This is a genomic window from uncultured Pseudokineococcus sp., from assembly GCF_947495735.1.
In the GTDB taxonomy this organism is placed as follows: Bacteria; Actinomycetota; Actinomycetes; order Actinomycetales; family Quadrisphaeraceae; genus Pseudokineococcus.
Window position 1 is genome coordinate 47,763 of sequence record NZ_CANMAA010000008.1, and the last position, 13,186, is coordinate 60,948.

Consider the following 13,186-nt stretch of genomic DNA (forward strand, 5'->3'; position numbering starts at 1 on the left):
GCGCGGCTGCGGGTGCGCGGGACGCGGCGCGGTGCTGGGGTCGGGGAGCGCACCACGCCCCGGGGGCCGAGGACGACCCCGGGACGCCCCCACCGGAAGGACGCCCGCCATGCCGAAGCTCCTCGTCTCCCGCGACGACCGCACCGACGTCGAGATCAGCTACGAGGACCTGGGCACCGGGCGCCCGGTCGTGCTCGTCCACGGGTGGCCGCTGTCGGGCCGCTCGTGGGAGGCCCAGGTGCCGGCGCTCGTCGGCGCCGGCTACCGCGTCATCACCTACGACCGCCGCGGCTTCGGCGACTCCTCCCGCCCGTGGCACGGGTACGACTACGACACCCTCGCCGCCGACCTGCACGCCCTGCTGGAGCACCTGGACGTGCGCGACGCCGCGCTCGTCGGCTTCTCGATGGGCGGCGGCGAGGTCGTGCGCTACCTGGCGCGGCACGGCACCGAGCGGGCCAGCCGGGAGGTGCTGGCCTCCGCCGTCCCGCCGTACCTCCACGCCACCGACGACAACCCCGACGGCGGGCTGGACGACGCGACGATCGATCAGTTCCAGCAGGGCGTCGCCTCCGACCGCCCGGACTTCCTCGAGACCTTCACCGAGCGGTTCTTCACCGCCGACGGCCGGGTCGTGGTGAGCGAGGCCCAGCGCCGCGCCACCTGGGACGAGGCGGTGAGGGCCTCCCCGAAGGCGACCTACGACTGCATCGCGACGTTCGGCCTCACGGACCTCCGCGACGACGTCCGGGCGGTCACCGTGCCGACGCTCGTCATCCACGGGGACTCCGACGCGGTCGTGCCGTTCGAGGTCAGCGGGAGGCGCTCGGCCGAGATGGTCGAGGGCTGCGAGCTCGTCGTCGTCGAGGGCGGGCCGCACGGCGTCAACGTCTCGCACGCCCGGCAGTTCAACGCGGCGCTGCTCGACTTCCTGGGCGGGCGGACCACCGCGGCGCGCGACTGACGGGCGGCGCGGGGCGGGAGGGCCCGGCGCCCGCTGCGGCGGCCGGGCGCCGGCCCTCGCCCCCGCGGAGGGGGCGGGCCGCGCCTACGCTCGGTGCCGTGAGCGGGCCGACGACCTCCGGCGGTGCCGCGCGATGAGCCTCCTCGCGGTCCTCGCCACCACCCCCGACCTCGTGGCCACCGAGTCGGGCGCCGTCCAGGTGCTCGGCGTGACGCTCGTCGGCGTCAGCGTCACGACGGCCGTCAAGCTCCTCTTCTCCGGGCTGCTCGTCGTCGCGGTGCTCCTCCTGCGCGCCGGCGTCATGCTCGCCCTGCGGCGCGTCCTCGGCGGCGAGGTGGCCGATCCGCGGCGCTTCTGGGCGCGGCAGGGCGTGGCGGTCGTCACCGCCGTCGTCCTGGTGCTCGGGGCGGTCTCCATCTGGGTCACCCCCGAGACCGACGTCTCCACCGGCATCGGGCTGATCAGCGCCGGCCTCGCGTTCGCGCTGCAGCAGGTGATCGTGTCGCTGGCCGCCTACGTCGTCATCCTGCGCGGCGACACCTTCGGCGTCGGCGACCGCATCGAGCTCGGCGGCGTGCGCGGCGACGTGGTCCGCCTGGGCTTCCTGCGCACGACGATCATGGAGATGGGGCGCCCGCCCGCCGTGGCCGGCTCGGACGGCGCCTCGTGGGTGCACGCCCGCCAGTACACCGGGCGCCTGGTCACCGTCAGCAACGGCGTGATCTTCCAGGAGCCCGTCTCCAACTACACCCGCGACTTCCCCTACCTGTGGGAGGAGGTCGTGCTGGCGGTGCCCTACACGGCGGACCGGGGGCGGGCGGAGGAGATCCTGCTGGCGGCCGCGCACGACCACGCCGTCGTGGGGGACCAGGAGGCCGAGTGGGCCCTGGCCCGCATGCGCGCGCGCTACGCCATGGCCGACGCCTCGCTGGACCCGGCCGTCTACTGGCGGATCACCGAGTCGTGGCTGGAGCTGTCCGTGCGCTTCCTCGTGCCGCACCGCGGGGTGCGCGAGGTCAAGGACGCCATGGCGCGCCAGGTGCTGGCCGGCTTCGACGCGGCGGGCATCGCCGTCGGGGCGCCGACCTCCGTGGACGTCGTCGGCGTGCCCCCGCTGCGGCGGGCCGAGCCGGCGCCGGAGGGCTGAGGCCCCGCCTCAGGGGCCGGCGTCTCAGGGGGCCGGCGTCTCAGGGGGCCGGCGTCTCAGGGGGCCGGCGACTCAGCGGGCCGGGCGGACGAGCACCCCGGCGGCCCCGGTGACGACGACGGCCTCCCGGCGCCCGGGCACGACGCCGCGCGCCGCGGCCTGCGCGAGGGGGACGTCGACGGCCGGGCCGGGCCAGGCGCCGTCGTCCGCGCCGCGCAGGCGCACCACCTCGCCGCGGGGCTCGACGGCGACGACGTCCAGCGCGAGGTCGCCGGGGCTCCCCGGCGGGGCGAGGGCGAGCGCGGAGGGGGGCACCGCGGCGGCGGCCGGCTCGCCCTGGCGGCACCCGGGCGCGAGGGCCCCGGGCAGCACGCGGCCCGAGGGCAGCACCAGCCCGCCGCGGGCCGCGGTGCCGCGCAGGCGCCCCAGCCCGGCCAGGCGGGCGGGGAAGGGCGTCCGGGGCGCCGCGAGCACCTCGGCGGCCGGCCCCTCCTCGACGACGCGCCCGCCGTCGACGACGACGGCGCGGTCGGCGAGGGCCAGGACGTCCAGCGGGTCGTGGGTGACGAGCAGCGCCGAGCGCCCGTCGGCGCGCAGGACCTCGCGCAGCAGCTGGCGCAGCGCCGGCGCGGCGGCGACGTCGAGGGCGGCGAGCGGCTCGTCCAGCAGGAGCAGGCGCGGCTCGGCGGCCAGCGCCCGGGCGAGCGCGACCCGCTGCGCCTGGCCGCCGGACAGCTGCGCCGGGCGCCGGTCGGCGAGGGAGCCGGCGCCGACGCGCTCGAGCCACCGGGCGGCGCCCGCGCGTGCGGCCGTGCGGCCCGCGCCCCGGGCCCGCGGGGCGAAGGCGGCGTTGTCCAGCGCCGTCAGGTGGCCGAACAGCAGCGGGTCCTGCGCCAGCAGCGCCGTCCGGCGACGGTGGGGTGCGACCCACGTGCGCGTGCGCCCGTCGTCCCCGGCGTCGGCCAGCACGTCGTCGTCCAGGACGACGCGGCCGCGGTCGGGGCGCAGCAGGCCGGCGACCAGGCCGAGCGCGGTGGACTTGCCCGCGCCGTTGGGTCCGAGGAGGGCGACCACCTCGCCGGGGCGCACGGCGAGGTCCACCTCGAGGCCGCGCGCGTCGACGGCGGCGGCCAGGTGCAGGCCTCCTGAGCGCGGCGCGGGGGTGGTGCCCGCCCCGCTCGTCACAGGGCCGGCCGGCCGCGCACGGCCACGACGACGGCGGCCGCGACGACGACGAGCAGCAGCGCCAGCGCGACCGCGGCGTCGGGGTCGGTCTCGCGCTGCAGGTAGACCTCCAGCGGCAGGGTGCGGGTGGTGCCCTGCAGGCTGCCCGCGAACGTCAGCGTGGCGCCGAACTCGCCGAGGGCGCGGGCGAAGGACAGGACGGCGCCGGAGACGAGCCCCGGCAGCACGACCGGGAGGGTGACCCGGCGCAGCACCGTCCACGGGCCCGCGCCGAGGACGGCGGCGACCTCCTCGTGGCGCCGCCCCGCCGTCCGCAGGGCGCCCTCGAGGCTGACGACGAGGAACGGCAGCGCCACGAAGGTCTGCGCGAGCACGACCGCCGCGGTGGTGAACGCGACCGAGACGCCGAGCGCCTCGAGCTGCCCTCCCAGCAGCCCGCGCCGCCCGAACGCGTAGAGCAGCGCGAGGCCGCCGACGACCGGCGGCAGCACGAGCGGCAGCAGGACGAGCGAGCGCAGCACGTGCAGGCCGGGCAGCGCCGTCCGCGCGAGCACCAGCGCCATCGGCACGCCGAGCAGGACGCACAGCGCGGTGGCCGCCGACGCGGTGCGCAGGCTGAGCGCCAGCGCCGCGCGCGAGGACTCGCTGGTCAGGAGGGCGGGCAGCTCGGCCCACGGCACGCGCGCGACGAGCGCGACCAGCGGCAGCAGCACGAGCAGCGCGCCGACCGCCGCCGGCACCAGGACCCAGCGCGGCAGCTCGGCGCCGGTGCTCGCGGGGCGCGCTGGCCGGGCGCCCCTCACGGGCCGCCGGGCGGGCCGAAGCCCGCGTCGGCGAGCACCCGCTGCCCCTCGGCGCCCGTCAGCAGCGCGACGAGGGCCGCGGCGGCGTCCGGCTCGGTCGCGTCCGCCAGGACGGCGACCGGGTAGGCGTTGACGGCGGCGCCCGCCTCCGGGACCTCGACCTCGCGCACGGCGTCCCCCGCGCGCCGGGCGTCGGTGGCGTAGACGACGCCCGCGTCGGCCTGCCCGCTCGTGACCTTGCCGAGCACGTCGGTGACCGAGCCCTCCTCGCTCACGGGGTGCAGCGCGACGCCGGTGGCCTCCTCGAGCTGCTCGGTGGCGGCGCCGCACGGCACCTGCGGCGCGCAGACGACGACGTCGGTGCCCGGGCGCGCGAGGTCGGCGAAGGAGCCGACGCCCGCCGGGTCGTCGGGCGGGGTCACGACGGTGAGCGTGTTCGTGGCGACGACCTCGGGGGCGCCCGCCACGAGCCCGGCGTCGACCACCCGCTGCATCGTCGCCTCGTCGGCGGTGACGAGGACGTCGGCGGGGGCGCCCTGCTCGACCTGGGCGGCCAGCTCGGAGGAGCCGGCGTGGCTGGTCCGCACGGTCAGCCCCGGGTGCTGCTGCTCCAGCGCCGCGGCCAGGTCGTCGACGACCTCGGTCAGCGACGCCGCCGCGAAGACCGTGAGCGTGCCCGACAGCTCGTCCGGCACCGGGGTGCCGGGCGCGGTGGCCTCCGCGGCGGGCAGGCCGGGCGCGGCGTCGCCCGTGCCGTCGTCGTCACCGGCGCCGGCGCAGGCGGTGAGCACGAGGAGGGACGAGCTGAGGGCGACGGCCCGGAGGCCGGCGGTGCGCGGCCGCACGAGGCAGCCCGCCGTGCGGCGTCCCTGCTTCGGCGCTCTCACGAGGCGCCGCGGGGCGTCTCGACGACGACCGTCGTCGCCTTCACGACGGCGACGGCCACCCGCCCGGGCTCGAGCTGCAGCTCCCGGGCGGCGTCGGCGCTCATCAGCGAGACGACGGAGTGCGGGCCGCACTGGACCTCCACCTGCGCCATCACGCCGTCGACGACGACGCGCGTCACGAGCCCGACGAAGCGGTTGCGCGCCGACCGGGCCACACCGGTGGGGTCGCTCGCCGGCGCCGCCGCGTGCTCCCGGGCGTGGGCCGCGAGCGCGGCGCCGTCCACGACGAGGCGGCCGGCGTCGTCCTTGGAGGCCTCCAGGGCGCCGGCGTCCACCCAGCGGCGCACCGTGTCGTCGCTGACGCCGAGCAGGTCGGCGGCCTCGCGGATCCGGAAGTGCGGCACGAAGAGGAGCCTATCGCCGCAGGTGCGGACTCACGAGGTCCGCGAGGGGCGACGTGCGGCCGTCACGCCGGGGCCGCCCGGGGAGGGCGAGCTGCGCCGCGGCGCCGGTCCGCGCGCCGCGGCGGTGCGGGGGAGGACGCACGAGGACCGGTCGGCAGCGCTCGCGCGCCGCGGACCGGTCCTCGGGGTGGGTCTGTCAGGCGCCGGTGGACTGCGCCTGCTCGGCGGCCTGGACCTGCTCGGGCTCGCTGGTCTCCTGCTTCGCCGCCGCGGCGGCGACGACCTTGCGGCGCTGGGTGATGACGTGCGCGGCGGCGAGGCCGAAGACGGGGAGCACCGCCGCCGCCATCCAGGGGCGGTTGAGGCGGTCGCCCAGGAGGGCGTCGAGGGAGTAGCGGCCGGGGCCGCCGACGGCCAGGGCGGAGCCCACGGTCGCGAGGACGGCGTTGTACTCGAAGCCGCCGTCCGTCGCCCAGAAGCCGGCGGGGCCGTGGACGGTGCCCGCGGTCGCCATCGTGGCGGCCGTCGCGGCGCCGGCGACGGGCGTGCCGAGGCCCAGCGCGAGGGCGACGCCGCCGCCGGCCTCGCCGAGGCCCGCGAGCAGCGCGCTGCGGCGGCCGGGCGTGAAGCCCATGGACTCCATCGCGCCACCGGTGGCCTCGAGGCCGTAGCCGCCGAACCAGCCGAAGAGCTTCTGGGCGCCGTGGGCGAACAGCGTGCCGCCGACACCCGCGCGCAGCGCCAGGAGGCCGAGGTCGGTGCGCTTCGTGCTCGTGCGGAGGTGCGTCATGGGTTCTCCTCGCCGGTCCGGCGCGTCGCCGGCCTGCTGATGTGCTGGCTCGCGAGCGTGCGGCTTCGCGAGGTGGGTGGGGCGACGTCCATGGCGCCGTGACCGAGGGTACGCACGGTTAGTTGAGTGCGCAAGTAGCGGGCGCCGGACATGCCGTCACGGGGGCGCCCCCACGATGCGCGCCCGGGGTGGCGGGCGCGCGGTCGGGCGGACCCGCGGCGCCTCCGGGGCGCGGCGGTCGTCCACAGGTCGACGAGGAGCACTGGTCGCAGCTCATCTCGAGGGGTAGCCTAAGACTCGTTCGAACACGTGTTCGACACGGTGGCGGGAGGTGGCAGGGCTGACGACGTCGCGTCGCGCAGCTGCCTCTGGCGCGCCGGCGAGCCCGGGTCCTGGCCGAGGAGATCAGGGCCGAGGAGGCGGAGCGGTCGCGGGCGTGGGCGCGCACGCTGCGCCGGGTCGCCGACCTCGTCGAGGAGATGGGCCGCCCCGGTGGTCCTCCCGGCGCCCTGGCTCCCGGCTCCCCCGGCGGAGGGGCGCCCGAGGGCGTCGACCCGGTCGGCGACCCCCGCGAGGCCGCCGCCGCGGAGCTGGCCGGGGCGCTGCGGATGACGCTGAGCGCGGCGAGCAGGGTCGTCGAGCAGGCCGTGGCGCTGACGGAGGCGCTGCCCACCACGTTGAGCGCCCTCGAGGCCGGGCGCCTCGACCAGGCCCGTGCGCGGGTGGTGGTCGACGGCACCGCCGCGCTGGCGCCCGCCGACGCCCGCGTCGTCGACGCCCAGCTGGCGCCGTCGCTGGGGCCGCTGACCACGGCGCAGCTGGCCGCGAGGATCCGCTACCTGGTGGCCCGGCTGGTGCCCGACGCGGCTCGTCGTCGCAGCAGGAGGGCGACGTGCGAGCGCGGGGTGCGCCTGTTCCCGCTCGAGGACGGCATGGCCCAGCTGACCGCCACGGGTCCCGCCCTCGACCTGGTCGCCGTCGCGGAGCGGCTCACCGCCGCGGCGCAGCAGCGCCTGGGCCCGCACGGGCGCACCGACCCCCACGCCGCCACGTCCGCCGGTCTGGCGGGGCCGGACCTCCTCGCCGGCGCCGGCTCGGCCGTCGACGGCGGTGCGCTGCCCGACCGGCGTCGGATGGACGCCCGTCGTTTCGACGCCCTCGTCGACCTGGTGCTCGCTCCTGCTGCCCCCGGACGGTCGTCGTGTCCGCCAGCCCACCGCGACGCGGCCGCCGACGCCGACCCCGGCGTGCTGGAGGGCGGCGCAGCACTCGCCGGCGCGGAGGCGCCCGCCGGCGTGCACCGCGGCGCGCGCGGTGGCGCGGGTGCCTGTCACGGCCCCCAGGTCGTCGTCGCGCTGACCACGCTGGCGGGTCTGGACGACGAGCCCGCTCAGCTCGCGGGCCACGGCGCGGTCCCGGTCGAGCAGGTGCGCGAGCTCCTCGCCGCCGGCCACCCCTACCGCCGGGCCCTCGTCGACCCCTGGACCGGTCAGCTGCTCGGCCTCGACGGCCACCTCAGCCATCCGGCCGTCCCACCCGCCGACCCACCGCGGACGCCGCGTCCCCGACGCGGGGAGCCCGGGCAGGACGAGGCTCCACCGCTGCCGAGCGAGCTGCCGCGCGGGTCGGCGGCGCCGCGCCGGGCGACGGCGCCGGTCGGGGACCCCGCACCACCACCGGAGCCGGCCGAGCCCTCGGCCGGCGTCCGCCCCGTCCCCTCCGCCTTCGCGGCTGCGCCTGCTGCTCGGCCGGCCACGTCGGGCTGCCCGGTCGCCGCCCGCGGCGGTGGCCCGTACGCGCCCTCGCTCCCGCTGGCCCGGTTCGTGCGGCTCCGCGTCCAGCGCTGCACGTTCCCCGGCTGCCGCACGCCCGCCACCCGGTGCGACCTCGACCACCGCATCCCCTACGCCGACGGCGGGCCCACGTGCGAGTGCAACCTCGAGCCCAAGTGCCGTCGCCACCACCTCGCCAAGCACCGGTACGGCTGGAGCGACGAGCGCCTGGTGGACGACCCCCGCGACACCGGCACGCGATGGACCTCGCCCCTCGGCCAGGTCCTCGAGTCACCCGGTGAACCGCTGCTGCCCCTCCCGCCCGAGGGAGGGGTGCGCCGGGGAGCCGTCGACGCCCGGGGCGCCGACCCGCAGGGCGGCAGCGCGACGGGCGCCGAGGCCACGGACGTCGGTGCTCCAGACGCTGGTGCGTCGGACGCCGAGGCCACGAACGCTGGTGCCACGGACGTCGGCGCCCCGGGCGACGCACCGGGGGCGTCGCATGACCGGCGCGGGGCAGCGCTGGGTGCCGCGGCGCTCGGCGGGTACCGGCTCGTCCGCACGACGCGCACCGGTGCGGGCGGCTGCGCCGGGGCTCCGGTCGCGCGCGTCCGCCCGTGCCGCGGCACGGACGTCGCCGACCTCGGCGGGTCGGTGGAGCTCAGCCGGTCGCTCGCCGTCGGGCACCCCTACCGCGCCGACACCGCGACCGAGGACGCGCGCCGCACGCGCGCCGAGCACGCCCGGCAGGTGGCGCAGCGGGAGGCGGAGGAGGCAGGAGCCGTCCGGCGAGCGGCGGAGGCCGCCGGGCGAGCTCGCACCCGGGCGAGGCGTGAGGACGACCCGCCGCCCTTCTGAGGCAGCCGGGTCCCGGTGCCCGAGCTGCGGGGCCTCGACGGCGCCGCGGTCCGGTGGCCGCTCGCGCTCGCGCGCACACTGGGTCGGTGACCCGTGCTGCGAGCCGTCAGCCCCTGCCCGTCGGCCCCGGGCAGGAGTCGGTGTGGGACTACCCGCGACCGCCGGCCCTCGTCCGCAGCGACCGCCTCGTCGAGGTGCGCCTGCGCGAGGGCGGCCCGCTGCTGGCGACGACGCGACGCGCGTGGCGGGTGCTCGAGACGAGCCACCCGCCGACCTGGTACGTGCCCCGCGAGGACGTCCTCGACGGCGTGCTGGCGCTCTCGGACGCCCCGTCGACCGGGTGCGAGTGGAAGGGCCGGGCCACCTACTGGGACGTCGCCGAGCCCTCCAGCAGCACCGGTGCTCCCGCGCCCCGGCGGGCCGGCGCGTGGACCTACGAGGAGCCGACGCCGCGCTTCCGCGAGCTCGCCGGAGCCGTGGCGTTCTCGCCGTCCCAGGTCGTCGCGACGGTCGACGGCGAGCGGGTCCGCCCCCAGGAGGGCGGCTTCTACGGCGGCTGGGTCACCGACGACGTCGTGGGCCCCTTCAAGGGCGGCCCCGGTACCTGGGGCTGGTGACCTGGCACCTGCTCCGGCGTGCCGGCGGGGTCAGTGCGCGGCAGGTGCGCGCACGGCGAGCACGGGGCGGGTCGCGGCGAGCAGCACCCGCTGGGCCGTGCTGCCCATGAGCAGCTTGCCGACCGACGAGCGCCGGCGCAGGGCGATGACCACGACGGAGGCGTCCACCTCGTCGGCGACGCGGAGCAGCTCGTCGGCGGCGTCTCCCTCGTGCGCCTGCCGGCGGACGTGGAGGGGGATCCCCGCCTCCGCGGCGCGGGACCGCAGGCCGGAGACGGCCTCGTCGCCCACGGCGTCGGTGCTGACGCTGGCGCCGGAGCGCGGCGTGTTGAGGACCACGAGGTCCTCGCCGCGCCGGCGCGCCTCCTCGAGGGCGGCGGCGAAGGCGGCCTCTCCCCGGGCTGTGGGCAGGTATCCGACGAGGACGGTCACACGAGCTCCTTGGTGTCGGGGCGACCGCCGCTGCGGTCGTCGTCGCGCGGGCCGCCGCGGCGGCCCCGCAGCAGGCGCGTGGTGAGGGGCAGCAGGACGACGACGGCGAAGGCGGCGAAGAGCACGCCCGAGATCGGTCGGGTGAGGAATCCGGTCGGGTCGCCGTCGAAGAGGAGCAGCGAGCGCCGCAGGTTGCTCTCCAGCAGCGAGCCCAGCACGAAGGCGAGCACGAGCGGGCCGGGGTCGAATCCCGCCTTCTTCATCAGGTAGCCCAGGACGCCGAAGGCGACGACGAGCCCGATGTCGAAGACGCTGCTGCGGACGGTGTAGACGCCGACCAGGGTCACCATCACGGTGATCGGGGCCAGGATCGCCCCCCGCACCTGCAGCACGCGGACGAAGATCCCGACCATGGGGATGCTCATGATGAGCAGCAGGATGTTGCCCACGTACATCGAGTTGATGACGCCCCAGAAGAGCTCGGGGTCCTCGTCCACCAGGCGGGGGCCCGGCGTCACCCCCTGGACGAGCAGGGCGCCGAAGATGACGGCCATCGTGGCGTTGGCGGGGATGCCGAGGGTCAGCAGCGGGATGAACGACGACGTGGCGGCGGCGTTGTTGGCCGTCTCCGGCGCGGCGACCCCCTCGATCGCGCCCTTGCCGAAGCGCTCTGGCGTCTTCGACCGCCTCTTCTCGAGCGCGTAGGCCGCCAGCGACGACAGGACCGCACCGCCGCCGGGGAGGATGCCGAGGACGAAGCCGATGACCGACCCCCGGCCGATGGCCCCGCTCGCCTGGCGCATGTCCGCACGGTCGGGCCAGACGCGCGTCAGCGTCGGGGGCGCCTGCACGCGGCGGTGGCGCTCCTCGAGCGCGTGGAGGATCTCCCCCAGGCCGAAGAGCCCCATGGCGATGGGCACGAAGTCGATGCCGTCGGCGAGGTTGAGGTCGCCGAAGGTGAAGCGCTGAGCCCCGGTGAAGCCGTCGCGGCCCACGGTGGCGAGCAGGAGGCCGACGCAGGCCGCCGCCAGGGCCTTCACGCGGCCCCCTCCGCTGACCGTGGCCACCAGCAGGATGCCCAGGAGCGCCAGGGCGGTGTACTCCGGCGGACCGAAGTCGAGGGCGAAGGAGGCCACGACCGGGGCGACGAAGGACAGCGCGACGATGGAGACGGTCCCGCCGACGAAGCTGCCGATGGCGGCGATGCCGAGGGCCTTGCCGGCGCGGCCCTGGCAGGCCATCGCGTAGCCGTCGAAGACCGTCACCACGGACGACGCCTCGCCGGGCAGGCGCAGCAGGACCGACGTGATGGTGCCGCCGTACTGGGCCCCGTAGAAGATGCCGGCCAGCATGATCACCGACGTCACGGGCTCGAGCCCGATGGTCAGCGGCAGCAGGACGGCGATCGTCGCCGCCGGACCCAGGCCGGGCAGGACCCCGATGAGCATGCCGACGACGACGCCGACCAGGCAGTAGAGCAGGTTCTGCGGCTCCAGCACGACGGCGAAGCCCTGCAGGACCGGGGTGAGCTGGTCCACTGGACCTCCTCCGCGTCAGCCCGTCGCGGGACGGCGGGCCGGGGGTGTGTGCCGGGCGGCGACGGACGTCACCGCGGGGTCGGTGCTCGTGGTGCGTCAGAACAGGTGGGGGACGCCGACGCCGAGCGCACCGACGAAGACGGCGTAGAAGGCCGCGACGATGCCCAGGCTCACGAGCACCGAGGTGCGCCAGCCCTCGCCGCCCAGCCAGCGCAGCCACACGAAGCACAGCAGCGCGCCCGGGATCTCGAAGCCGATCCGACCGATGAGCGCGGTGAAGGCCACCATCGTGCCGATGCCGGCCACGACCCCCAGCGCCTCGCGGGGGAAGCGCTCGGCGTCGGCGGTGCGGCGGGCTCCGGCGACCAGCGCCAGGCCGAAGACGACCACGACCAGGCCCAGCGCGAAGGGCCACGTGCCGGCGCCTGGCTCGCGCGCGGAGCCGATGCCGAGGGCCAGGGAGCTGACGACCGTCGCGACGCCGAGGCCCGTGACGAGCACGGCCACGACGAGGTTGGCGACCGTGCCGGCCGGCGGTGGCGGCTCCTCGTCCAGCGGGGCGTCGGCGGCGTCGAGGGCCTCCTGCACCGTCGGCGTCTCGGGGACGTCCGACGGGTGGTCCCCGGCGTCCCGCTCCGTCCCCACGGCCGCCGCTTCCGCGCGCTGGTCCTCGGCCGGGGACGGGCGTCCCGCGGGCGTGCTCCCGGCACGCCCGGTCGTGCGACGGCTCACTGCTCGCCGAGCTCGATCCCGTACTCGTCGGCCAGCGCGCCGTAGGAGGAGAGGTTCTCCGTCCAGGCGGTGGTGACCTCCTCGCCCGCGACCTCGTTCGGCACGAGCAGGCGGGAGGAGTTGAACTCCTGGTAGCTCGGGTCGGCGAAGGCGGCGTCGAAGGCGTCCCGGAGGGTGGAGACGGCCTCTTCGGGCGTCCCACCGGGGGCGACGACCGCGCGGGACTGCTGGACGACGGCGCTCGGGTAGCCGGCCTCCTCGGCGGTCGGCACGTCCGGGAAGCCTTCGTTGCGCTCGTCGGCGAAGGTCACCAGGGGTGTGAGCTCGCCCGCCTCGATCTGCTCGGCGGCCTCGCCCAGCTGGACGGAGGCGATGTCCACCTGGCCACCGAGCACGGCGGTCAGCGTGGGCGACCCGCCGTCGAAGGGCACCGCGGTGCCCTCCACGCCGGCCTCCCCGAGCAGCAGCGCGGTGCTGAGCTGGCTCCCGGTGCCGACGCCCGTGGTGCCGTAGGACAGGGAGTCGCGCCCCGCGAGGTCGTCGACGGAGGTGATGCCCGAGTCCGCGGAGGTCACGAGGACGTAGTCGTCCTGCGAGATGCCGGTGACGACGGTGTAGTCGGTGATGTCGACGGCCTCCTCCTCGCCGACGGCGAGGGGCGTGATGTAGGCCAGGCTCCCGACGAAGACCATGATCGTCTGGCCGTCCGGCTCGGCCTGCGCCAGCTGCTCCGCGGCGATGGCCCCGTTGGCGCCGGGCACGTTCTCCACGCTCACGGGGACGCCGAGCTCGTCGGAGGCGATGTCGGCGAGGGCGCGGCCGATGAGGTCGGTGCTGCCGCCCGGGTCCTGCCCGACGAGCATCGTCACCGGGCCGTCCGGGAAGGCCGCGCCGCCCTCGCCGGCGGTGGCGTCACCCCCGCCACCGCCGCCCCCGCCGACGTTGCCGCCGCATCCGGTGAGCGCGACGCCGAGCGCCGCGGTGGTCAGGGCAGCGGCTGCGCGCCGAGCGGTGGTCCAGGTCATGTCGTCCTCCTCGTCGAGAGCGTCCTGGCCGC

The 13,186-nt window shown here is 77.4% G+C and carries 13 protein-coding genes; 4 read left to right on the top strand and 9 right to left on the bottom strand.

From position 1 onward, the window contains the following. Window positions 1-109 precede the first annotated feature (109 nt). Complete coding sequence (locus Q0848_RS12040) at window positions 110-964, top strand: alpha/beta fold hydrolase (protein WP_299037849.1); 855 nt, start codon at window positions 110-112, stop codon at window positions 962-964. A 133-nt stretch (window positions 965-1,097) separates the two neighbouring features. Further along, the gene (locus Q0848_RS12045; protein WP_299037851.1) at window positions 1,098-2,111 is read left to right on the top strand and encodes a mechanosensitive ion channel family protein; all 1,014 of its coding nucleotides are present in this window, start codon (window positions 1,098-1,100) and stop codon (window positions 2,109-2,111) included. 72 nt (window positions 2,112-2,183) lie between these two features. Here the strand turns inward: Q0848_RS12045 and Q0848_RS12050 are convergent, their stop codons facing one another. The 5 genes from Q0848_RS12050 to Q0848_RS12070 all read right to left on the bottom strand — a co-directional run bounded on the left by Q0848_RS12050 (window position 2,184) and on the right by Q0848_RS12070 (window position 6,180). Continuing rightward, the gene (locus tag Q0848_RS12050) at window positions 2,184-3,296 is read right to left on the bottom strand and encodes a sulfate/molybdate ABC transporter ATP-binding protein (RefSeq protein WP_299037853.1); all 1,113 of its coding nucleotides are present in this window, start codon (window positions 3,294-3,296) and stop codon (window positions 2,184-2,186) included. Further along, window positions 3,293-4,099, bottom strand: a complete 807-nt coding sequence (locus Q0848_RS12055) for an ABC transporter permease (protein WP_299037855.1) — start codon at window positions 4,097-4,099, stop codon at window positions 3,293-3,295. The genes Q0848_RS12050 and Q0848_RS12055 overlap by 4 nt, the downstream gene beginning before the upstream one ends. Further along, complete coding sequence (gene modA, locus Q0848_RS12060; RefSeq protein WP_299037857.1) at window positions 4,096-4,944, bottom strand: molybdate ABC transporter substrate-binding protein; 849 nt, start codon at window positions 4,942-4,944, stop codon at window positions 4,096-4,098. The genes Q0848_RS12055 and modA overlap by 4 nt, the downstream gene beginning before the upstream one ends. Before the next feature lie 38 nt (window positions 4,945-4,982). Then, complete coding sequence (locus tag Q0848_RS12065; RefSeq protein ID WP_299037859.1) at window positions 4,983-5,390, bottom strand: molybdopterin-binding protein; 408 nt, start codon at window positions 5,388-5,390, stop codon at window positions 4,983-4,985. A 196-nt stretch (window positions 5,391-5,586) separates the two neighbouring features. Further along, window positions 5,587-6,180 carry a DoxX family protein gene (locus tag Q0848_RS12070; RefSeq protein ID WP_299037861.1) on the bottom strand — a complete coding sequence of 198 codons (594 nt, stop codon included), beginning with the start codon at window positions 6,178-6,180 and terminating at the stop codon, window positions 5,587-5,589. Between the two features lie 479 nt (window positions 6,181-6,659). Here Q0848_RS12070 and Q0848_RS12075 point away from each other — a divergent pair, with 479 nt between their 5' ends. Then, on the top strand, window positions 6,660-8,810 hold the full coding sequence (locus Q0848_RS12075; RefSeq protein ID WP_299037863.1) for an HNH endonuclease signature motif containing protein: 2,151 nt from the start codon (window positions 6,660-6,662) through the stop codon (window positions 8,808-8,810). 86 nt (window positions 8,811-8,896) lie between these two features. After that, entirely contained in the window at window positions 8,897-9,427 is a 531-nt protein-coding gene (locus Q0848_RS12080) for a DUF427 domain-containing protein (RefSeq protein ID WP_299037865.1), read from the top strand. A gap of 30 nt (window positions 9,428-9,457) precedes the next feature. Here the strand turns inward: Q0848_RS12080 and Q0848_RS12085 are convergent, their stop codons facing one another. The 4 genes from Q0848_RS12085 to Q0848_RS12100 all read right to left on the bottom strand — a co-directional run bounded on the left by Q0848_RS12085 (window position 9,458) and on the right by Q0848_RS12100 (window position 13,154). Continuing rightward, entirely contained in the window at window positions 9,458-9,859 is a 402-nt protein-coding gene (locus Q0848_RS12085) for a universal stress protein (RefSeq protein ID WP_299037867.1), read from the bottom strand. After that, window positions 9,856-11,397: a tripartite tricarboxylate transporter permease gene (locus Q0848_RS12090; RefSeq protein ID WP_299037868.1), complete on the bottom strand. Its 1,542-nt coding sequence runs from the start codon at window positions 11,395-11,397 to the stop codon at window positions 9,856-9,858. Before Q0848_RS12090 ends, Q0848_RS12085 begins: the two co-directional genes overlap by 4 nt. Window positions 11,398-11,493: 96 nt before the next feature. Then, window positions 11,494-12,042, bottom strand: a complete 549-nt coding sequence (locus tag Q0848_RS12095) for a tripartite tricarboxylate transporter TctB family protein (RefSeq protein ID WP_299037870.1) — start codon at window positions 12,040-12,042, stop codon at window positions 11,494-11,496. An 83-nt stretch (window positions 12,043-12,125) separates the two neighbouring features. Then, complete coding sequence (locus Q0848_RS12100) at window positions 12,126-13,154, bottom strand: tripartite tricarboxylate transporter substrate binding protein (protein ID WP_299037871.1); 1,029 nt, start codon at window positions 13,152-13,154, stop codon at window positions 12,126-12,128. Between the last annotated feature and the right edge of the window lie 32 nt (window positions 13,155-13,186).

Excerpts from the sequence above, each read along its gene's own strand:
- Q0848_RS12040 (WP_299037849.1), top strand. The coding sequence starts at position 110 with ATGCCGAAGCTCCTCGTCTCCCGCGACGACCGCACCGACGTCGAGATC.
- Q0848_RS12045 (WP_299037851.1), top strand. The coding sequence starts at position 1,098 with ATGAGCCTCCTCGCGGTCCTCGCCACCACCCCCGACCTCGTGGCCACC.
- Q0848_RS12070 (WP_299037861.1), bottom strand. The coding sequence starts at position 6,180 with ATGACGCACCTCCGCACGAGCACGAAGCGCACCGACCTCGGCCTCCTG.
- Q0848_RS12075 (WP_299037863.1), top strand. The coding sequence starts at position 6,660 with ATGGGCCGCCCCGGTGGTCCTCCCGGCGCCCTGGCTCCCGGCTCCCCC.
- Q0848_RS12100 (WP_299037871.1), bottom strand. The coding sequence starts at position 13,154 with ATGACCTGGACCACCGCTCGGCGCGCAGCCGCTGCCCTGACCACCGCG.